Here is a 21,331-nt window from a genome sequence, read left to right as displayed (position 1 = left end):
CCACTCAGTCGGCGGGCGTGTCGTCGCTGCCGGCACGGGTAAACATCGGCAGCCGCAGGCGCGAGCGATGCTCCGCTGCCCGGGTGCGGTCACGCCAAGGAAGTAGCCACGCTGCCATTTCTCGCGCGCTGCCGCCGATTGCGCATCGGGCAATTCATCCAGAAAGCGCGTGCGGCTGTGGGTCCAGTCGGCGTGTTGCTGTGCCAGCTGCGGCGCTTCGGAAAGCGGCTTCCACTGCGGCTGTACCTGCTCGATCAACTGCCGTTGCAGCGGGAACAGGTGACAGAACGGCTCGCCGGCTTCGAAGCGGACCCGCCCGGGGCGGGTGAAACGCCAGTTCATGGTGAAGTTGTGCGGGCTCCAGTCGGTTTCCACCATGCCACTTAGTGCGCCGATGCCGTCTTTGGGCTGGTTCAACGGCCCGGTCACGAATAGATCGACGCCGGTGTCGGTGCGGAACAGGCAGGGCACATGGAAGGTCAGCACGCCATGGCCGAAGTGGCTGATCGCCGGTGCATGCGTGTCTGCGTCGGCAGTGATGGTGATCGCTGCCAGCACGTCGCTGCCGTCCCAGCTGGCCTCGAAACCGGACTGGCACAGCAGCTCCCAGCCATGCGCATTGGCGATCGCCAGCGGCAGGCAGCGATACGCGTAGCGTTGGTCGGTGGCGTCCATCCACGCGCGCTCATGCGGGGCAGGGCGGATGTCCAGCGTGTGGCCGTCCAGAACGTGGGCGATGAGCTTCATGCGCGGGGGATCGGTGAAGAACGGGCCAGCGATGATAGCTGCGCGCATGTTCAGCGGAACGACTTGTCTCCCCGGCGCGCGGGCCCCATCCTGACCACATGACCGATAACGCTCTCACTCTGGCCGAAACCCGGCTGCTGCTTCCTTCCGGCCTGGATGCCGGCCATCTCGACCGCACCTTCGGCGCCCTGCTGGGGCCGGGCATCGACTTCGGCGATCTGTATTTCCAGCATTCGCGGCGCGAGAGCTGGAGCGTGGAAGACGGCATCGTCAAGGACGGGACGCATTCCATCGAACAAGGAGTCGGCGTGCGCGCGATCGCCGGCGAGAAAACCGGCTTCGCCTATTCCGACGACATCCACCGCGATGCGCTACTCGAAGCGGCGCACTCCGCGCGCGCGATCTCGCGTGAGGGCGGGGCGCAATCCACCCGTTCGCTGGTGCGCGGCAGTGGCCGCGCGCTGTATCCAGCCACCGACCCGGTCGACGACATGGACAGCGCCACCAAGGTGGACCTGCTGCGCCGGATCGACCAGTTTCTGCGCGCTGCCGACCCGCGGGTCAAACAGGTGATGGTGAGCCTGTCCGGCGGCGTGGACACGGTACTGATCGCCCGCAGCGACGGCGTGCTGGCAGCCGACGTGCGCCCGCTGGTGCGCTTGAACGTGCAGGTGATCGTCGAACAGGGCGGCCGCCGCGAATCCGGCTATTCCGGCGGCGGTGGACGCTATGGCTATGCCGAACTGTTTGCCGACGGCCGCCCGGAAGGTTTCGCGCGCGAAGCGCTGCGCCAGGCGTTGGTGAATCTGGACGCGATCCCCGCGCCGGCCGGCGTGATGCCGGTGGTGCTCGGCCCGGGCTGGCCCGGCGTGCTGTTGCACGAGGCGGTGGGCCATGGTCTGGAAGGCGACTTCAATCGCAAGGGCACCAGCGTCTACGCCGGACGCATGGGCGAGCGCGTGGCATCGCCGGGCGTGACCATCGTCGATGACGGCACCCTGGACGGCCGTCGTGGCTCGCTCAACATCGACGACGAAGGCACACCCAGCCAATGCACCACGCTGATCGAAGACGGCGTGCTGGTGGGCTACATGCAGGACACCCACAACGCGCGCCTGATGGGCGTGGCGCCCACCGGCAACGGTCGCCGCGAATCGTTCGCGCACCTGACCATGCCGCGCATGACCAATACCTACATGCGCGCCGGCCAGCACCACCCGGAAGAGATGATCCGCGCGGTCAAGAAGGGCATCTACGCGGTGAACTTCGGCGGCGGCCAGGTCGATATCACCAGCGGCAAGTACGTGTTCTCGGCCACCGAGGCCTACCTGATCGAAGACGGCCAGGTCACCGCGCCGGTCAAGGGCGCCACGTTGATCGGCAACGGCCCGGAGACCATGCAGAAGGTGCGGATGATCGGCAACGACCTGGCCTTGGACGAAGGCGTGGGCGTGTGCGGCAAGGACGGGCAGAGCGTGCCGGTTGGCGTCGGCCAGCCGTCGCTGTTGATCGACGGCATTACCGTTGGCGGAACGCAGGCCTGAGATGCGGGGATTCGGGAATCGGGATTTGGGATTCGCAATGGCAGGAGCGCAGAGCGGGGTTTCTGGCTTTTGCGATGCAGCGGTCCCAATGCGCTTGCGGCATCGGGATTTGGAGGTCGTCGCAGCGGGAGTTCGTTGCCGTGTGTCTGGCGCCTGCGGCACATCGACCTCGACGCGTCGCGGTAGGAATTGGCGGTGGAGGTCGGGCCGGTCGGCGATCACTGCCGGTCTGCTGTGCCGCCGCTTCCGCGACGCCTTACTCGTCGTCTTCCAACGCCGATTCGCCGTCTTCCAATCCCGAATCCCCACTCTCCAATCCCTGCTCTTGAGACAGGTCGCGCAGCACCTGGAACAGTTCGCGGTAGGCGCGCGGGGGCTTGTTCTTGGCGCGTTCGTGGATCGCGTTACGCACCAGCTGACGCAGTTGCTGGCGGTCGGCGGCCGGGTAGGCTTCCAGCAGTTCGGCGAGCGCCGCGTCGCCGTCGGCGAGCAGGCGTTCGCGCCAGCGCTCTACCCGGTGGATCGCCGCCACTTCGCGGCGCGCGGTGTCGCTGTTGGCGTCCAGCGCATCGCGGATCGCTGCCAGGGTCTCGTCGTCCTCGCGGCGCATGTGCTTGGCCAGAAACGCCAGTTGCCGCTTGTGCGCGATATGCGAGGTGATGCGCTTGCTCTCTTCGATATGCGGGATCAGCGACTCGGGCACCGGCAACTTGGCCAGCTGCGCCGGGGTCAGCGCGACCAGCTTCTCGCCCAGGTCGAAAATCTCCAGCGCTTCGCGCCGCTGCTGGCTACGGCTGGCGCCGCGAAATTCACCGGTGTCTTCATCGCGTCCGCGCATTGCCACTACATCCCGAAACTTGGTTGATAAACAGCTCAGGCCTTGAACGGCCGGGTGTCGGCGGAACACTCCGCACCGAATTCAAACACTCCGGCCAAGGATGGCCGGGCTTCGCGGACGGATCCGCGTTCTCAAGGATAAAGCATTGAACGCACTCTCCTCTGAAATCCGTGTCACCGACGACAGCCTGCAGCGCCTGGACGCGCTCACCGACATCTCGCAGCGCCTGCTTGAGCGCGCACGCGCGGCCGGCGCCACCCAGGCCGAAGTCAGCTGTAGCGAAGAGCGCGGCCTGGACGTCAATGTGCGGCTGGGCGATGTGGAGACGGTCGAATCCACCCGCGACCGCGGCATTGCGGTGACGGTCTACTTCGGCAAGCGCAAGGGCAGTGCCAGCACTGCGGATTTGCAGGATTCCAGCCTGGAATCCACCGTGGCGCAGGCCTGCGCGATCGCCCGTTTCACCGAAGACGACGCCGCCAGCGGCCTGGCTGATCCGGAGCTGATGGCGCGCGAGTTCCCCGAGCTGGACAGCTGGCACCCATGGGCGCTGGACGCAGACACCGCCGTGGATCTGGCGCTGGCCTGCGAAACCGCCGGCCGCGACGCCGACGCGCGCATCAGCAATTCCGATGGCGCCTCGGCCAGCACCGGGCTCAGTCTGTCGGTGTACGCCAATTCGCACGGGTTCATCGGCCGCGAGCGCGGCACCCACCATTCGATCAGTTGCGCGCTGATTGCCGGGCAGGGCGATGGCATGCAGCGCGACGGCTGGTACAGCAGCGCACTGGCGCGCGAAGATCTGGAAGCACCGGATGCGATCGGCCGGCATGCCGCCGAGCGCACTCTGGCGCGTTTGCAGCCGCGTTCGCTGCCCACCGGCCAATTGCCGGTGCTGTTCGCACCGGACGTGGCGCGCTCGCTGGTCGGCCATCTGCTTGGTGCGGTCTCCGGTGGCGCGCTGTATCGCCGCGCCAGCTTCCTGCTCGACAGCGTGGGCACCAAGCTGTTTCCAGACTGGTTCAACATCGAGGAGCTGCCGCATTTGCGCCGTGGCCTGCGCTCTGCCGCATTCGATGGCGAAGGCGTGGCGACGCGGCGTTCGGCATTGATCACCGACGGCGTGCTGCAGCGTTATGTGCTGGGCAGTTATTCGGCACGCAAGCTGGGCCTGCAGACCACCGCCAATGCCGGTGGCGTGCATAACCTGCAGGTCACTGCCAACGCAGGCGATCTGGCATCGATGATTGCCGGCATGTCGCGCGGCCTGCTGGTCACCGAACTGATGGGCAATGGCGTCAATCCCGTCACCGGCGATTACTCGCGCGGCGCCGGCGGTTTCTGGATCGAAAACGGCGTGATCACCTACCCGGTCGATGGCCTGACCATCGCCGGCAATCTGCGTGACATGTTTGCCGGCATCGAAGCGGTGGGCAGCGATGTCGACCCGCGTTCACACGTCAAGATTGGCTCGGTGCTCGTAGGCAAGATGACCGTGGCCGGCAACGAGTGAACGAACCAACGCCTGAAGGTCCATTCGCGCACGACGAGGGCACAGGCCACGTCACGACCGACAGCCCTGCCTCCATCGAGGAGCGCACGCTTGCGGCGGTTGCGCATCTTTCGCTGTGGATCGGCCTGTTCGTCGCGGGCGCTGTCAACATGGGCTTCGCGCCAGGGTGGTGGCTGTTGCTTTGGCTGCTGCCCGGAGCGATATGGATGGCCATGCGGGATACGCTGCCGTTCGCTGCGGAGCACGCCCGGCAGGCCATGCTGCTGGGCGGTGGGCTTTCCACATCGACATGCTGTTGCTGGCGCCTACGTTGGTGATCTTTGGCGCCGGAATAGTGTTAGGGGCGATCCTGAAACCGGCGTTGCTGGTAGCAATGGTGTTGTCTTTACGTGCCGCGATAAAGGCGGCGTGCGGTGAGCGCTATCGCTATCCACTGCATTATGGCGGTGCCGCGATACCGCCACTGCTGTGCGCGTGACGGCGACGCATGGTGGCGCAGGCTTTGCAGCCATGTCACCGGTTAGATGCCCTGTCTTTCCGCACTGGTGGCTGGCTGAATCGTTGCTATAGTCCGCCGCACCACAACCATGCATGGGCACACATGATGAGCGAATTCGAATCGCACGCCGCACCGCCACCGCCGCCGGTCGGTACCAGCACACCGTCGGAGGAGCGCACCCTGGCGCTGGCTGCCCATTTGCTTGGCATCGTTAGTTGTTTCATCGGCGCGTTAGTGATCTGGCTGATCAGCAAAGACGCCAGCCCGTCCCAACCCTTTGCCACCGATCAAGCCAAGGAAGCATTGAATTTCCAGATCACGGTGACGCTAGCCATGATCGCGGCTGTCATTTTGGCTGTGGTGACGCTTGGTGCGCTGGCCTTCCTGCTCACTCTGGTTTGGATTGCCAGCCAGGTGTTCTGCATCGTTGCCGCCGTCAAGGCCAACAACGGCGAGTACTACCGCTATCCGTTCGCGCTGCGCCTGATCAAGTAATCGGCGCGGTGCGAAACACAAAGGCCCGGCATCGCTGCCGGGCCTTTGTCGTTTCAGACGATGATGCGCTCAGTTCTGCGCTTGGGTGTTTTCGGCAAAGTACTCGTGGCTGTCGGCATTGGTGATCGCCTGGGCCGGATTGCTTTGGGCAAGGCTGCGTGCGCCGGACTGGCCGTAGACGCGGTCCTGAGTGCCGGCCACCACGGTGAAGTGGCTGGTCTCGTGCACCAAGGTGACGGCCTTGGAGTCGGTGCCGGTGGTCGATGCACTCCAGAACGCGCCGCAGACATGGATCTCGTACGGCTGGTTCGGATTGACATAGGTGTCGCATACGCATCCGCCAGATTCGCTTCGCAGCTGCAGTTGATCCTCAGCTGGCCGTTGTTCTGGTCCAGCGCGTTGTCGATGTTGACGAAGTTGGAGCTGACCCGGCTATAGCGTAAGGCGTTATAGGTGCCGAACCAGGTGGTGTAGCGCGCACCGGTGCTGCCGGCGTTGAGGTAGTTGCGCGCGGCAGTCACCGCAGTGCCTGCCTGGCTGGTGCGGGTGGTGCTGCAGTTGAGGTAGTTGATGCCGTTGACCACGGCGGTCGGGCCGACGCTGAGCTGGCGCTGCACGCCACGGCGTGCGCCGTCCAGCCACACGGTGATCGGGGTGCTGGTGGCCACGGCCGGCTCGCCGTTGGCGGCCTTCATCAGGCTACCGTCGGAAAAGGAGGCGTACTGCAGCACCGAGCGCACCTGGATGGTGTAGTTGCCGCTGGTAGACAGATCGTAGGCGCCGGCCAGATCGACCTCGCCCTTCGCACTTTGGCCCGGCTGCAGGATGGTGAAGTCGGCCGCCTTGGGCAGGCCGCGCTTGACAAGGCGCCCGATGTAGTCCACCGGCTTGCCGTCGCGGCTCACTTCCAGAATGCCGTTGTCCAGCGACTTCAGTGGCAGCTGATAGGTCGGCACGCGTGCGACCTGGCTGCTGTTGTTGGTGACGGTGACGGCGATCTTGCCTTGATGGCGGCCAGCCTGGTCGGCCACGGGCGACAGTTCGATGGTCAACGCAACTGGGCCGCGCACGGACTGCGCCTGCGCCGATCCGAGTACGCCAACAACGGCCAGCGTGCCTGCTGCAAACGATGCGGGAAAAACGTTCTTCACCAGTGATTCTCCGACTGATCGGGGGACCTGATTAGCCCCGACTTTCAGCAACAGCACCTCCGCGCTTATCGCTAAACCGGCCCAATGCCAGGCCGCCATGGGGTCCTGGCTGAAAGAACTTCGCACCGGCTCCTCGCATCAGCAGCGCCAAGATCAGACATCATGGAACACATCGGTAAAACGAAGCTATTTGCAGGACTGCAACAAAAATCCAGCTGAGGGTCAGGGCTAATCAGGTCGGGGGATGTCCGCGGATGCGGACAATCCGAATCTAGGCAGAACAAAGCAGACGCGACAAGTCGTTTCATTGGGTATATTTTTGGCCTTGATTGGATTCTGAGCAGTACTGAAATGTATGATTTTCCGATAATCCAGCATTAAAGTATGCAGTCCGTCACTTGTCGGCGGTTCGCGCGTGTCAGTTGCCGACACAAACGCAAGCAAGAAAAGTTCCGATATGTGATCAAGTTCTCTGGCTGGAAAATCCCCCTGCAGGCGTTGACCGTGCGCTGGCGCATGGAGTGCGCAGATCGTGCCCTGCGCGGCCGGTGTTATGTCACGCATGGCCGATATGTGGCCATACGGGAGACGGAATGCCATGGAGTCTAATTGGACGCCGAAGATCGATTCGGGTCTTGGCCGCAGCCGCTCACTGCGGCGTGTAGCCGCATTGCCAACTGCGCCTAGTGCGCACGGTCCACCGCAAACCGGCCCAAGCTGGCCAATGTCTCGCCGGGTTGCCCGTAGGGCTGCAGCACGTCATGCATGCGCGTGGCCAGCTCGGCCAACTTCGCCTTGGCGCCGTCCATTCCGAGCAAGGCGGGGTAGGTGGATTTGGATTGCGCCGCGTCCTTGCCAGCGGTCTTGCCCAACTGCGCCGAGCTCGATTCCACGTCCAGGATGTCGTCGCGCACCTGGAAGGCCAAGCCAAGCGCGTCGGCAAATTCGTCCAGACGTTGCTGGTCGGCCGTTGCAGCGCCGCCGGTGAGCGCGCCCATATGCACCGATGCACGGATCAACGCGCCGGTCTTGAGCGCATGCATGCGTTGCAGGTCCTGCAAGGGCTGCAGTTGCCCGGTCGCATCGATATCCAATGCCTGGCCGCCGCACATGCCGGCCGCGCCCGCAGCCGTTGCCAGACTCTGCATCCAGCCCACGCGCAGTTCGGCGCTGGCAGAGGCAGCGGCCAGTAATTCGAAGGCGCGTGTCTGCAAGGCATCGCCGGCGAGAATGGCGGTGGCTTCGTCGAAGGCGATATGCACCGTGGGCTGGCCGCGGCGCAGCGCGTCGTCGTCCATCGCCGGTAAGTCGTCGTGCACCAGCGAATAGGCGTGGATCAGTTCCACCGCCACCGCGGGCGTGTCGAGCTGATCTTCAGCCGCGCCGAACAGTGCGCCGCTTGCATAGACCAGCAGCGGACGCATGCGCTTGCCACCGCCCAGCACCGCGTGGCGCATCGCTGCATGCAAGCGATGCGGCGCACACGTGGCGCTCGGCAAGCCGGCTTCCAGGTTGCGTTCGGTACGGGCGATCCAGTGGTCGAACAGCGCCGAACTCACCTCAGCCGTCCAGCGACGGCGGTTCGAAGGCTTGGGCAAGCTCGGGGCGGGCAGGGTCGGTCAACAGGCGCACGCGCAGTTCTGCCTGTTCCAGCGCCTGCTGGCAATCGCGGTACAACCCGATGCCGCGCTCATAGGCCGTGAGCGATTGCTCCAGGCTCAGATCGCCGACTTCCATCTTCTGCACCAGTTGCTCGAGTTCTTCCAGCGACTGTTCGAAGCGGGCAACCGGGGACGTTTCGTTCAAGGACTTCTTGGCCATCGCTAAAGTGTGCGGCGCGCGCGCAGGCGGGTCAATTCGCATCGGCAGCTGCGCACCATTGCAGCGCTGCGGCGTTTGCTTGCAACCATGCGTCCAAACTGCCGGAAATGATGCGATCGCCGGCGGCAAGCACCTGCGTGCCTTCCCACAGGATCGGTAGGCGCGCGCGTTCCCATGGCGGCAGGTCCAGCGCCTGCAGCAGATGTTTGAGTTGATGCGCATGCGTGCGCTGCGGCAACACGATGCGCTCGCCGCCCCGGCGCGCGCGCGCCAGCAGCGGTTGCGCAAAACGCAGGCCGGTTGCGCCCAGCAACCGCAACTGCGCACCATCGGGCAATTGCAACGGCGCTGCGCCATCCCAAGCGGCTTGCCAGTCTGTTGGCCAGGCTGCAGCGGGGCGATGTAGAAACAGGCGCTGGCGCCAACGGCGTACTTCCACCTGCTGCCACGCGAAGCACGCCTGCCGATCTGCGGCGTGATTGTCGATTTCGCGTTCCAGTGCGGCCACGCCTTGCGCCGGCAGCGGCGGTGCATGCGCAGCGCTCACCCACGCGCGCAGCAGCCTTGCCCTTCGCTCGATAGGCTGCGCACGCAACGCGTGCAGATCCAGCGCGCCGCTTGCGGTACACACGCTTGGCAATAACGCCATGTCCTGCTGCAGCAGTAATGCGCTGGCATCGGCGCTCAGTTGCGCACTGCGCGCCAACGCATCGGCTGCTTGCGGCCAGCGTTGCTGCAGCAACGGCAAGACCTGGCTGCGCAGGAAATTGCGGTCGTGGCGTGGGTCGGCATTGCTGGGATCTTCGATCCAGCGCACCTCTTGCGCGAGCGCATAGGCGAGCAGATCGGCGCGGGAATGCGCCAGCAACGGGCGCCACAGCGTGCCGTCGGCGAACGGACGCTGCGGGCGCATCGCTGCCAGCCCTTCCTGGCCAGAGGCGCGCAGCGCACGCAGCAGAAATGTTTCAGCCTGATCGTCGCGATGGTGCGCCAGCGTCAGCCACTCGCCAGCGGCAAGGGTGTGCGCGAATGCAATATGGCGCGCGTTGCGTGCTGCAGCTTCCAGGCCGAGGCCGCTATCGCGCTCGACCTGCACCCGCACGATCTGCAACGGCACCTGCAGCGCATCGCAGCTGCGCTGGCAATGCGCGGCCCAGGCGTCGGCATCGGCATGCAACCCGTGATGCACATGCAGCGCGCGCAATCCTGCTTGGCGGTAGCGCGGCGTTGCCGCCAGCAACTGCAGCAGCGCGCTGGAATCCATCCCGCCGCTGTAGGCCAGCAGCACCGGGCCGGGCGGGATGGCAGGCAGCCGTAGCGGGGTGTCGGTCAGCACAAGCGCGATCCTGCGGCCAATACTGCGCGCGCATCAGCGCTTGACCGCAGCCTCGAAGGTGGTCGGCTTGGGCAACTCCACCGGCACGCCGGCGGCATCGCAGGTGCCCGCCTTGCACAGGTGCGCGCGCAGGCGCGGGGTCGCCTGGACGATGACGTGGTAGATCACGTTCTCCTCTAAGGTGCCGCGGAACGCGGCGCTGCCGGGGCCGGTGGCCCAGATGCCGACATCTTCGCCGCCGTGGCTTTCGGATTTGGTCGGCACCAGCGCTTCCTGCATGTAGCTGGGCGCTTCGGTGTCGACGTGGGTCAGGTCGGGGCGGCCGGACGCCGGCTCGCTGCTGCTGGGTTCATGCGGATACTTCTTGGGGCCGGCCGGCTGCGCGTTGCTGGCACCGGTGTAACCGGGGCCGTTGGCGTCGCTGAGCGTGGTGTAGGGCTGGCCGGCCAGATCTGTAGCCAGCTGGCTACGGTCGCCTTCTTCGCCGTCGGTACCGTGCACCTTGCCCAGGATCTGATTCCCGCGCAACGGGTAGCCGACGAAGTTGAGCGTATGCGAATGGTCGGCGGTGACGATGATCAGCGTGTCCGGCGGCGCGGTCTGCACGGCAACGCGTACGGCATCGGACAGCGACACCGTTTCATCGAGCGCGCTGTAGGCGTTGCCGGCGTGGTTGGCGTGATCGATACGACCGCCTTCGACCATCAGCACGAAGCAATTGGCGTCGCGCGACAGCGACTGGATCGCGGTGCGGGTCATCTCGGTCATGCTGGGCTCGCCCTGCGGGGTGCGGTTGCGGTCGTGATCGAACTGCATGTGGTCAGGTTCGAACAAGCCCAGCAACGCCGGCGCGCCGGCCGCGGCCTTTAACCGCTGTTCGTTCCAGACATAGGCGCCCTGCGGGTGCGCCTGTTTCCACTCGGCGACCAGATCGCGGCCATCCAAGCGCAAGCCCATCTTGTCGTCGTATTCCGGGTCGCGTTCCTGCACGCTCTGGAACTGGCTGCGTCCTCCCCCCAACACCACCTGCGGGCCACGGCCGTAGCGGGCGGTGGAGAGCACTTGCTGGGCGATGTCCTGGCAACCGGCAGCACGCGCCGATTCGGGAAGGTCGGTGTCGTTTTCCCAGTTGCGGTCCGGCGAATGCGCATAGGTTGCCGCTGGCGTGGCATGGGTCAGGCGCGTGGTGGTGACGATGCCGGTGGCCATGCCGGCGCTGTCGGCCAGCTGCAGCCAGCTCAACAGGCCCTTGTTCAAGCTGTCGGCGCAATCGCTGCGGTGACCGCTGCTGACCCCGATCGCCCCCATATGCGACTTCACGCCAGTGGTGATCGCGGTCATGGTGCCGGCCGAATCCGGCGTCTGCGAGTCGGTGTTGTAGGTCTTGCTGAAGGCAGTGGCGGGGAATTGCTCCCACGATAGCAGGTTTTCTTCGCCCGGCCCGCCCTTGCGCTGGCCGTCCAGGATGCGCGCGGCGGCGACCGTGGTCAGGCTCATGCCATCGCCCAGGAACAGGATCACGTTGCGTGCCTTGCCGGCCATGGCGCCATTGCCGGCCGCGTGGGCGGCGCCGGAGCGGTACCACCACTGCGGGGTTTCGCCGGCCGGGTGCGTCACCTGCGGCACCTCTACGCGGACCGACGCCGGTGCGCAGGCGCTGCTCCCGGCGGTGGAGGCGCAGGCGGCGACGCACAGCGTGGTCAGGGCGGCGAGGGCAGGCAGGCGGTAACGCATCGGCATCGAACTCGTGGCTCAATCAATGCCCATTATGCCGCGCTGGATGGTGTCACACCGATGACACAGCGCTGTTCCAGCTGTGGTCTCGCGGGCGGCGCGGGCCTGGGCTATGGTGCATGCACTCTCCCCCCGGAAGATTCGACGACATGAAACTGGTTGCGGCCTGGTTGCGCATTCCGTTCTGGCAGCGCGTGGTGGCCGGCTTTGCGCTGGGTGCGATCATCGGTGCGGCCATGGGCCCGGCAGCCGATGTGTGGTTCGGTCCACTCGGCGATCTGTACGTCACCCTGATCAAGATGATCGCGATCCCGCTGGTGTTCTTCGCGGTGATCAATGCGATCTCGTCGTTGCACGGGCAAAAGTCGGTCGCCGCCCTCGGTGGACGCACGTTTTTATGGTTCGTCATCACCGCGGCATTGGCGGTGGGCGTGGGCCTGGCTGTCGGCACGATCATGCAGCCGGGCGCCGGTCATTTCAGTTTGAGTGTGGATTCGGCCTGGAAGCCGCGCGATGTGCCCAACCCGATCCAGGTACTCCTGGACGTGGTGCCGTCCAACCCGTTCTACGCATTGACCGGCATCGGCACCAAGACCAACGCGGCCGGCGAAACGGTGCTGGCGGCGGGGCGTGGGTCGATCCTGCCGGTGATCTTCTTCGCCGGGTTGCTGGGGTTTGCGATGGTCAAGCTCGGCGAGCGTGTGGCCGAGGCGCGCAAGCTCACCGGGCAGATGAGCGACATCATGATCCAGGTCACGCGCTTCGTGCTGGAGATGACCCCGCTCGGGACGTTCGGCCTGATTGCCAGCCTGGTCGGTAGCTACGGTTTTGCGAAACTGCTGCCGTTCGGCAATTTCGTGCTGGCGCTGTATGTGGCCTGCGCGATCCAGATCCTGGTCGTCTATAGCAGTCTGTTGCTCGCACATGGGCTCAACCCGTGGAAGTTCTTCCGCGGTGCCGCGCCCGGCATGCAGGTGGCGTTTGTGAGCTCATCGAGTTTCGCGGCAATGCCCGTGGCGATGCGTTCGATCACGCATAACCTGGGTGTCAGCAAGGACTATGCCGCATTTGCGGTACCGCTGGGCGCCAGCATCAAGATGGATGGCTGCGGCGCAATCTTTCCCGCCTTGTGCGCGGTGTTCATTGCGCAATACACCGGCGTGCCATTGACCGCCAATCAGTATTTCGTGGTGCTGATCGCTTCGGTGCTCGGCAGCTTCGGCACGGCCGGCGTGCCGGGCACTGCGGTGATCATGGCCACGGTGGTGCTGAGTGCCGCCAATCTGCCGCTGGAAGTGATCGGCTACCTGTATGCGATCGATCGCATCCTGGACATGATGCGCACCATGACCAACGTCACCGGACAAATGCTGGTGCCGGTGCTGGTGGCCAAGGAAACCGGACTGCTCGACAAGCGCATCTACGACTCCGCCTCCACCAAATGTGGGACTGGAAGAATCGCCGGCTGACAGCGCCAGGCCAATGCGCTGAGGCGGCTTGATGCGTGCTGGATTTCCCATGCTGCGCGAACGGCTGCAGCAACTGCCCGGGCTAGAGAGCGTCGATGGCGTGTTCGTGCAGCGCGGTTTGGCCGACGACCCGTTCGAGCAGCACTACCTGGAGATCCGGCGCAAGGAGGGCCGGCTGTACACCGATGCGCAGGTGCGCAGCCTGCCGCGTCCGGGCGGAAAACTGGGGCAACGCTGGAATGGCGCGTGCGCGCGCTGTTGAGCAGTTTGCTGGTGCAGCACCTGGGCACGCATGCCGGCGAAGGCGCCATCCTCTAACTCGGTTGCGGTAATGTCTGGCTATCGCACTTGCTGGCGCAGTCGCTGCAACGCGAGGTCTGCGGCATCGATGTCAATCGCACCGAACTTGTCCAGGCCGCACGCGTCTTCGGCCACGAGCTGCGCCTGAGTTTCGTTGCTGCCGACATCCAGACCCTGGCGCTGCCACGCGATGTATTCGACGTCATCCTGCTGCCGGCCTGCGTGCAGTATTTCGCCGACCCTGCCGCATTGATCGTGCGCTTGCTCGCCCAACTGCGCGAGGATGGCGAGCTGCATATTCTCGACAGCCCGCTTTACGCCACGCCGCAACGCTGCCAGGAAAGTGCCGCGCGCAGCCTGCGCTATTTCACCGAGCTGGGCGTTCCGCAACTGGCCGCGCATTACCACCAGCACACCTACGCGACGTTCGATCGCTTTGCCGTGCAGTGGTTGTTCGACCCGCGCCGCTGGAGCGCCCGCGTGCGCAAGACGCTCAGATTGCCGCAGCCGCATTTCCCGTGGCTGCGTCTGCGCAAGCGGGACAATGTCAGGGCGATTGGCAGTTGAGTGCGCGTGTTGGCGTTGTCTGATAATGCGGGGCAGCGTGAGTCAGGCGATCTGATGACGACGCTTCTCAGGCTCGCGCGATGCATTTCAACGCATCCAGCATCTTGGCTGATGGACAGGTATGAGGTGACGCTTGCCGATGTTCGTAGCGCGCTCGCCTCGACCGATACGGTGAGGGCGCTGCAGGTACGCCGAGTCTCCACCCACATGGCACACTTCCAGCTCATCCATTGACGAGGGCGGGCGGTGATTGGCCAACAGCGTGATCTGACATTCCGTTTTCTGGCCGAGCCCAGCGACGTCAACTTCGGCGGCAAGGTGCATGGCGGCGTGGTGATGAAGTGGATCGACCAGGTTGGTTTTGCGGCGGCCAGCGGTTGGAGCGGGCATTACTGCGTCACCGTGGCGGTGGGCGGCATCCGGTTCGTGGCGCCGGTGCGCATCGGCGATCTGGTGGCGGTGTCGGCCAAGCTGGTCTACACCGGCCGCAGCAGCATGCATTTGGCCATCGACGTACGCGCGCGCAGTCCGATGGGCGGCGATTCGCGCCTGTGCACGCATTGCATCATCGTGTTCGTGGCGATGGACCCGGACGGCGTCACTCCGGTCGAAGTGCCGTCCTGGCGGCCCGACACCCCGGAAGATCAACGCCTGGCCGACTACGCGCTCAAGGTGATGGAGTTGAGCAAGGGCATCGAGGACACCATGGCCCATTACAGGGCAGATACCTCGGGGTAACCGGCGCCACGGCGCAGGTAGGTCATCTGCCCGATGGCAGGCGATGTGCTGAAGGCAGAGTAGCGCCCGGCTCGCTTGTCCCTCAAGCCGGTATGCGCGAGCACATGCCGCGCAGCGTGCACATTGAAGTAGCCACCCCGCACCGCGCAACAAAAAAGGCCGCGAGATCATCGCGGCCTTTCATGACGGAGGCGAAGCAACCGGGCGTTACAGCACCCGACGCGCTTGGATGAACTTCTCGCTCCAGTAGCCGCTCGCCAGCGAATCCACGCGCACGTCCTTGCCGCGGCTGGGCGCGTGCAGGAACTTGCCGTCGCCGACCACCAGGCCGACATGGTCGATACGACCGCGCTTGCCGAAGAACACCAGGTCGCCAGCCTTCAGCGCGCTTGGGTCCTTGATCAGTTCGGCCGATTCGTCGCGGGCGATGTCGCGCGAGACGCGCGGCAGATCAATGCCGAGCGCAGTCTTGAACACATAGCCGACCAAGCCGCTGCAATCGAACCCTTCGGTGGACTCGCCGCCCCAGACATACGGAGTGCCGAGCAGGGCCATGGCGCGCTGCAGGATCACCTGCACGCGGCTGTCGGCCACGGCGTTCTGTGCAGCATTGGCTGCGCTCTGCGACACGTCGTAATTGGCAAGCAGGCGGCTGAGATCGCCGGCGAACATTGCCGAGCGGTCCATCAGCGGAATGGCGTCGTTTGCAGCCAGGTGCGGAAGCAGGGCGGCCAGCGTTGCAGTGGCAGCGGCATCGGCGCGGCTGCGGGTTGCGGCTTTCTCGGCGGCGACGGTGCTGTCAGGCGTGGTCGTCTGCGGAGCGGATGGCGTACTGCTGGCGGTCTGCGCGAATGCGGGAAGTGCTGAAATCAAGAGAGCGGTGGCGCATAGCAGGCGGAGCGGTTTCCGGGGCGGAAGCGGTGCGGCGCCAGTTGTGGTCTGTTCGTCGTTCGTCACGCGGGAATCACAGTTCTGCTGTCGATGCGCGATAATGCCCTGGTGAAAGAATCGTTACGTTCAAAAAAAGTTAAATTTCCGTTTTATGACTTATGATGAAAGTGACATTTCAGTGCAAAACCCGCTTTGAACCTGAATAGTGGTCGCGCCAGTAAGCTCCATCAAGAAAATCCAAGCGGACCGTACCGCCGGTGGTGGGGGCATGGACGAAGCGACCTTCACCGACATAAATGCCGACGTGGGTCACGCTGCCGCCGGAGCCGAAAAACACCAGATCGCCGGTGGCAAGCCGCTCTGGCGGGATGCGTGGGCCCTGGATCGCGGCCAGTTCGCGCGAGGTGCGTGGCAGTGCCAGCACATCCTTGTACACATAGGTCACCAGCCCGCTGCAGTCGAAGCCGGTCTCTGGCGTATTGCCGCCGAAGCGGTACGGCGTGCCCACCAGCCCCAACGCGCGCATCAGGATGTTGTTGGCGGCGGCCGGGTCGGCCGGTGGGACCTGCGGCCACACGCGCGCTGCCGGGGGCTGTGCGGCTGGACGCCGGACCGGCGCTTGCGACGAACAACCGCCCAGGAGCAGCAGGACCAGCAACAGGCTGGCCGCGACGCGTCGGGGGCGAGCGGCGAAAACTGGCGTCATATGCATGGAGCCGGGATAATGGCCGGTTCGGAAGGTCGCCATGATGGCGGCGCACCCGGCGGCCGACAAGCCGTCCACCACCCTCTGCCACCGGGCAGCCTCATTCAGAGCTACGCATGAAGATCGAAAAAGACAGCGTCGTCCGCTTCCACTACACCGTTTCCGAGATCGGCCAGGAGCCGATCGAGAGCTCCAAGGAGCGTGACCCGTTGGCGATCATGATCGGCCACGGCAACATCATCCCGGGCCTGGAAGCGGCCATGATGGACAAGGAAGCCGGCGAGAGCTTCGGCGTGGACGTTAAGGCCACCGACGCCTATGGCGAATACCGCGAAGGCCTGGGCCAGCGCGTGCCCAAGAAGCATTTCGGCGCCACCAAGCTGGTGCCCGGCACCCAGGTGGTACTGCAGACCAACTTCGGCCCGCGTGCGGTCACCGTGCAGAAGGTCGGCATGAGCGTGGTCGATGTGGACCTCAATCACCCGATGGCCGGCAAGGATCTGCATTTCGACGTGGAAATCGTCGAGGTGCGTGAAGCCACCGCCGAAGAGCGTGACCATGGCCATGTGCACGGCGATGGCAGTCATCACTACTAAGATCGGGCGGGCATCCGGTTGCGCGGTGTTCGGGTCAGCGGTGCGCGCGTGCGCAGCTGTCGCATGCCGGTCTTGGGGCGCTGCGATGTTGCCAACGCCCCACGCGCCAGTCTGCTCGCCGCGTATGGGGCAGAGCGTGTGCGATTGCTGTTCCTGACGGCCCGCCCCCTCGGTGGGCCGTTTGCATTCTGCGGCGCGCGCCGCCGCATCTAGTTGCCTGAGCCGTGATGACATCCCGCGACATGCTGTTCCCCATTGCTGCGACCGAGCGCATCGTCGTGCTGGACGTCCTGCGCGGGGTGGCGCTGCTGGGCATCCTGCTGATGAACATGGAAGCCTTCGTCGGGCCGCTCGATCTGGCCACGACCGGGGTCGATCCGCATTGGCATGGTGCCGATCGTATCGCCGATGCGCTGGTCTACGTGTTCGTGCAAGGGAAGTTCTACACGCTGTTTTCGTTGTTGTTCGGGATGGGCTTTGCGGTGATGGCGCAGCGCGCCGCGCAGGCTGGGCGCGCGTTCTTCGGCCTGTATCTACGTCGCACCCTGGGGCTGTTGGCAATCGGCCTTGGCCATGCCTTGCTGGTGTGGTCCGGCGACATTCTGGTGATCTATGCACTGCTGGCGTTATTGCTGCTGAGCGCGCGCAACGTGCCAACGGTCACGCTGCCATGGTTCGCCGCGTTGGTGTACCTGTGCGCACCTGGGTTGGCCCTGCTGTATGGCGTGGCCGGCGAATTGGCGCAGGCCGATCCTGCCGCCGCGATGCAGTGGAAAGCGGATATGGCCGATGCCGCGCAGCAGGCACTGGCGAATGTGCAGGCGCAGCGCGCCGCATTCGGCAGCGGCACCTATCTGCAGGCGACGGTGCAGCGGTGGCATGACTTTCAGGCGGCGATGACCGGCCTCGGCATCAATGGCCCGTCCATGTTCGGCATGTTCCTGCTAGGTACTTGGTTCGTACGTAGCGGCGCGATCGCCACGCCCGAGCGCTTCCCGCGCTTGTTTGCAACGATGCGCTATGCCGTGTTGCCGCTCGGGCTGTGCGTGATGCTGGCAAGTTATGCATTGGAACCGTGGATCGATCCGGCGCGGCTGGACATGCGTCTGTCCGGCGCCTTCGCGCTGTCGCTGATCGCCGGGCCGCTGATGTGCCTGGGCTATGCCGCATGGGTGGTGCGCCTGGCACCGCGTCTGGCGTGGGTTGCGCCAGCGGGGCGGATGGCATTGAGCAACTACCTGCTGCAATCGTTGGTGTGCACCGGCATCTTCTACGGCTATGGGCTGGGTTATTTCGAGCAGTTGCCGCGTGTGTGGCAATTGCCGTTCGCGCTGGGGCTCTTTGCGCTGCAGGTGCTGCTGAGCCGGTGCTGGCTGCACTGGTTCCGCTTCGGACCGATGGAATGGCCGTGGCGCAGCGTGACCTATCTGCATGTGCCGCCGATGTGGCGCGGCGCCAAGCGCGCCGGGTAGCGCCTGCATGCGCGCCGTTCGCGACGACGTTCTGGTGATTGGTGCGGGCGCGATTGGCCTGGCCACCGCGCTGGCACTTGTCCAAGCGGGCCGGCAAGTGCATGTGCTCGATGCCGGTGCGCCGGGTGCAGCGACGTCTTACGGCAATTGCGGCACCATCACGCCGAGCCATGCACCGCCGCTGGCGGCGCCCGGCATGCTTGCGCAGGCGGTGAAATGGATGTTCACCCCGGATGCGCCGCTGTATATCCCACCACGTCTGGATCCCGGCTTATGGCGCTGGCTGCTGCGCTTCGCACGGCGTTGCAATGCGCGCGATTGGCAGTCCAGTGCGCAGGCGCGCGCGGCGTTGTTGCACGATGCGCGGCAGCGCTTCGACGAGTGGGTGGCGCGGTATGCGCTGGACTGTGAATTTCGTAACGACGGACTGGATTACGTGTTTGGCGATGCGCGCTGCTTTGCGCAATACCGCGATGAGTGCGCGCTGCTGGCGCAGTGGGGTATCCGGGCCGAGGTGATCGAAGGTGCGGACTATGTGCGCCAGGATCCGGCATTTCGCAATGGCATTGCCGGCGCGATCCATTTCCCTGGCGATGCGCATCTGCGCCCGGAGCAATACACCGCTGAGCTGGTGAGAGTGCTGCGCGCGCATGGCGTGGAAATCGATGCGCACTGCCGTGTGCAGGGACTCACACCTGATGGAGCTGGAACCTGCGTGCAGACCGAGCACGGCAAGCGCTATGCGCGCGAGGTGGTCATTGCGACCGGACCATGGTCGCCGGTGCTGGCGGCGCAGTTTGGTCTGCGCTTGCCGGTGCAGGCTGGCAAAGGCTATTCGATCACCTACAGCGCGCCACAGGTGATGCCGCATCGCCCAGTGGTGCTGAAGGATCGCTGGGTGTTCGTGGTGCCGTGGCGCGACCGCCTGCGCATCGGCAGCACGATGGAATTTTCCGGGCGCGATACGCAGCTCAATGCCACGCGTCTGGCTGCATTGGAACGTGCAGCGGCCGAGTACCTGCATGCGCCTTGCGGTCCTGCAGTGATCGAACGCTGGTACGGATGGCGGCCGATGACCTGGGACGATGTGCCGGTGTTGGGCGCAGTGCCGGGCCATCCTCACGTCTGGCTCGCAGCCGGGCATGGCATGCTCGGCATCAGCATGAGCACTGCAAGCGGACAATTGATGGCCGACCTGATCACGGGCCGCGCACCTGCGCTGGACCCGCATCCTTACCGGGCGGAGCGATTCGCATGAGTGCGCGTTACGACTACGACGTGGTGATTCTGGGCGGCGGTTCCGGCGGCCTTGCTGCAGGATTTCGCGCAGCAAAACATGGCGCGCGCGTCGCGATCATGGAGCCCAACGAATTGGGCGGCACCTGCGTCAATCTCGGCTGCGTGCCGAAAAAGGCGATCTGGCTGGCAAGATCGAGCTGGCGGGTGCGCTTGGATTTGCCGTGTTGCGCCCGACGCTGGCGTGGCAAGCGCTGGTCACGCATCGGCAGGGGTATATCGCCTACATCCACGCCAGCTATCGACGCCGTCTCAATGAAGATGGTGTGGCGTTGATCCCGCAGCGCGGCGTGCTGCAGGACCGCCACACCATCATGGGCAGCGACGGCGTGCCGGTGCCGCCGAGCACATCGTGATCGCCACCGGGGCACATCCGCTGCGTCCGGACGTGGAGGGCGCAGGGCATGGCGAAGTCTCCGACGATTCCTTCAACCTCTGTCATGCGCCTGAGCAGGTTGCGATTATCGGCGGCGGTTAATCGCCGTAGAAATCGCAGGTCTGCTGCAAGCCTTGGGGAGTCGTGTGCATCTGTTCTTGCAAGGCGAGCGCTTGTTGGAGCGCTTCGATGCGGAACTGACTTTGCAGTTGGCCGACAACCTGCGTCATCTGGGCGTGCGGCTGCATTTCGGTTTCACCACCACGGCGTTGGAGCGCGATGCGCAGGGGGCGATGCGCGTGCGTGGTCGTTCCGTGCATCCGCGCGAGCAGGGCAACGACGTTTTCGACAAGGTGTTCTTTGCGGCAGGCCGCCGCGCCAATACCGCCGGGCTCGGCCTGGATACGGTGGGTGTTGCGCTCGGCGACAAGGGCGAAGTGCTCGTGGACGACGGCCAGACCACCAACGTGCCGAATATCCATGCGATCGGCGATGTAGGCGGCAAGGTCGGGCTGACGCCAGTGGCAATCGCTGCGGGCCGCAAGTTGATGGATCGTTTGTTCGGCAATGAGCCGGATGCACGGATGCACGGATGGACTACGAAGGCGTGCCCAGTGTGGTGTTTTCGCACCCGCCGCTTGGCAATGGCAATGTCGGGCTGACCGAAGAACAGGCGCGTGCGCGTTACAACGGGGCGGTACGCGTTTATCGCAGCAACTTCCGCCCGATGCTGCATGCATTGGCCGACGTTCCGCAGCGCAGTTTGTTCAAGCTGGTACCTGATTAGCCCCGACCTTCAGCCAGCAGTCGGAGGATATGCGCCAGGCGGGGGTGATGGTGCCGTCACCTGACGTCAACGAGGTGGCGAGATGAGCATCAACACTTTGCAGTTCCAGGCTGGAGTGTCGATGCCTGAGTTCTTTGTGTCCTACGGCACCGAGGCCAAGTGCTACCGCGCTCTGTACAGATGGCGGTGGCCCCAGGGATTTCGCTGTCCGTGCTGCGCGGGACGAGCGCGCTCGCGCTTCAAGCGCGGTGGCGTCATCTACTACCCGTGCAGCACGTGCCGGCATCAGACCAGCCGGATCGCAGGCACGATGTTCCAGGGCACCCAGCTGCCACTGCGCACCTGGATGCTGGCGCTGCACCTGTTGACCTCGACCACGACCAACATGGCTGCGCTGGAGCTGATGCGTCACCTGGGCGTCAACTACAAGACCGCCTGGCGGATGAAGCACAAGA

At 64.9% G+C, this 21,331-nt stretch carries 16 protein-coding genes and 5 pseudogenes; 12 read left to right on the top strand and 9 right to left on the bottom strand.

The features are described 5' to 3' along the window. Positions 1-4 precede the first annotated feature (4 nt). Positions 5-747: pseudogene (locus WJW29_RS01820) on the bottom strand (DUF6065 family protein). Between the two features lie 98 nt (positions 748-845). On the opposite strand from WJW29_RS01820, the gene tldD reads away from it, so the two are divergent. Next, positions 846-2,291: a metalloprotease TldD gene (gene tldD, locus WJW29_RS01815; RefSeq protein ID WP_011259808.1), complete on the top strand. Its 1,446-nt coding sequence runs from the start codon at positions 846-848 to the stop codon at positions 2,289-2,291. 256 nt (positions 2,292-2,547) lie between these two features. Here the strand turns inward: tldD and yjgA are convergent, their stop codons facing one another. Further along, positions 2,548-3,129 (bottom strand): ribosome biogenesis factor YjgA, encoded by a 582-nt coding sequence (yjgA, locus tag WJW29_RS01810; protein ID WP_011409095.1) that lies wholly within the window; start codon positions 3,127-3,129, stop codon positions 2,548-2,550. 145 nt (positions 3,130-3,274) lie between these two features. On the opposite strand from yjgA, the gene pmbA reads away from it, so the two are divergent. The 3 genes from pmbA (at position 3,275) to WJW29_RS01795 (ending at position 5,636) form a co-directional block, all read left to right on the top strand. Then, a complete protein-coding gene (pmbA, locus tag WJW29_RS01805) occupies positions 3,275-4,642 on the top strand; it encodes a metalloprotease PmbA (protein ID WP_042465665.1) in 1,368 nt (455 codons plus the stop codon). Further along, the gene (locus tag WJW29_RS01800; protein WP_069963878.1) at positions 4,639-4,959 is read left to right on the top strand and encodes a hypothetical protein; all 321 of its coding nucleotides are present in this window, start codon (positions 4,639-4,641) and stop codon (positions 4,957-4,959) included. The genes pmbA and WJW29_RS01800 overlap by 4 nt, the downstream gene beginning before the upstream one ends. Positions 4,960-5,171: 212 nt before the next feature. After that, positions 5,172-5,636 carry a DUF4870 domain-containing protein gene (locus tag WJW29_RS01795; RefSeq protein ID WP_027704198.1) on the top strand — a complete coding sequence of 155 codons (465 nt, stop codon included), beginning with the start codon at positions 5,172-5,174 and terminating at the stop codon, positions 5,634-5,636. A 69-nt stretch (positions 5,637-5,705) separates the two neighbouring features. Here WJW29_RS01795 and WJW29_RS01790 read toward each other — a convergent pair. The 5 genes and pseudogenes from WJW29_RS01790 to WJW29_RS01770 form a co-directional block, all read right to left on the bottom strand. Then, a pseudogene (locus tag WJW29_RS01790) lies at positions 5,706-6,787 on the bottom strand (M35 family metallo-endopeptidase). A 683-nt stretch (positions 6,788-7,470) separates the two neighbouring features. After that, a complete protein-coding gene (locus WJW29_RS01785) occupies positions 7,471-8,346 on the bottom strand; it encodes a polyprenyl synthetase family protein (protein WP_011409091.1) in 876 nt (291 codons plus the stop codon). A 1-nt stretch (position 8,347) separates the two neighbouring features. Continuing rightward, entirely contained in the window at positions 8,348-8,608 is a 261-nt protein-coding gene (locus tag WJW29_RS01780; protein ID WP_011259802.1) for an exodeoxyribonuclease VII small subunit, read from the bottom strand. 31 nt (positions 8,609-8,639) lie between these two features. Then, a complete protein-coding gene (gene tilS, locus WJW29_RS01775; RefSeq protein WP_011409090.1) occupies positions 8,640-9,944 on the bottom strand; it encodes a tRNA lysidine(34) synthetase TilS in 1,305 nt (434 codons plus the stop codon). 33 nt (positions 9,945-9,977) lie between these two features. Then, the gene (locus WJW29_RS01770; RefSeq protein ID WP_069963877.1) at positions 9,978-11,684 is read right to left on the bottom strand and encodes an alkaline phosphatase; all 1,707 of its coding nucleotides are present in this window, start codon (positions 11,682-11,684) and stop codon (positions 9,978-9,980) included. Positions 11,685-11,827: 143 nt separating this feature from the next. On the opposite strand from WJW29_RS01770, the pseudogene WJW29_RS01765 reads away from it, so the two are divergent. The 3 genes and pseudogenes from WJW29_RS01765 to WJW29_RS01755 all read left to right on the top strand — a co-directional run bounded on the left by WJW29_RS01765 (position 11,828) and on the right by WJW29_RS01755 (position 14,752). After that, a pseudogene (locus WJW29_RS01765) lies at positions 11,828-13,169 on the top strand (dicarboxylate/amino acid:cation symporter). A gap of 9 nt (positions 13,170-13,178) precedes the next feature. Next, positions 13,179-14,014: pseudogene (locus tag WJW29_RS01760) on the top strand (class I SAM-dependent methyltransferase). Positions 14,015-14,260: 246 nt separating this feature from the next. Further along, positions 14,261-14,752 (top strand): acyl-CoA thioesterase, encoded by a 492-nt coding sequence (locus WJW29_RS01755; RefSeq protein ID WP_011259797.1) that lies wholly within the window; start codon positions 14,261-14,263, stop codon positions 14,750-14,752. A gap of 207 nt (positions 14,753-14,959) precedes the next feature. Here the strand turns inward: WJW29_RS01755 and WJW29_RS01750 are convergent, their stop codons facing one another. Further along, entirely contained in the window at positions 14,960-15,709 is a 750-nt protein-coding gene (locus WJW29_RS01750) for a C40 family peptidase (RefSeq protein ID WP_011259796.1), read from the bottom strand. A 109-nt stretch (positions 15,710-15,818) separates the two neighbouring features. Next, positions 15,819-16,355, bottom strand: a complete 537-nt coding sequence (locus WJW29_RS01745) for a C40 family peptidase (RefSeq protein ID WP_027704197.1) — start codon at positions 16,353-16,355, stop codon at positions 15,819-15,821. 110 nt (positions 16,356-16,465) lie between these two features. Between WJW29_RS01745 and WJW29_RS01740 the strand changes: the two genes are divergently transcribed. From WJW29_RS01740 to WJW29_RS01720, 5 genes and pseudogenes are all read left to right on the top strand, one after another. After that, entirely contained in the window at positions 16,466-16,945 is a 480-nt protein-coding gene (locus WJW29_RS01740; protein WP_011259794.1) for a peptidylprolyl isomerase, read from the top strand. Positions 16,946-17,172: 227 nt separating this feature from the next. Further along, positions 17,173-18,417: a DUF418 domain-containing protein gene (locus WJW29_RS01735; RefSeq protein ID WP_011409085.1), complete on the top strand. Its 1,245-nt coding sequence runs from the start codon at positions 17,173-17,175 to the stop codon at positions 18,415-18,417. 7 nt (positions 18,418-18,424) lie between these two features. Continuing rightward, entirely contained in the window at positions 18,425-19,675 is a 1,251-nt protein-coding gene (locus WJW29_RS01730; protein WP_011409084.1) for an FAD-dependent oxidoreductase, read from the top strand. Continuing rightward, positions 19,672-20,867, top strand: a pseudogene (locus WJW29_RS01725) (FAD-dependent oxidoreductase); the annotation flags it as partial. The gene WJW29_RS01730 and the pseudogene WJW29_RS01725, both read left to right, overlap by 4 nt. 91 nt (positions 20,868-20,958) lie before the next feature. Further along, on the top strand, positions 20,959-21,331 hold a 373-nt coding region (locus tag WJW29_RS01720), incomplete at its 3' end, for a transposase (protein WP_146770905.1).

It is taken from the genome of Xanthomonas sp. JL1 (assembly GCF_038405005.1).
The sequence above is the reverse complement of the archived record's forward strand: the minus strand, read 5'-3'. Positions and strand labels throughout refer to the sequence as shown.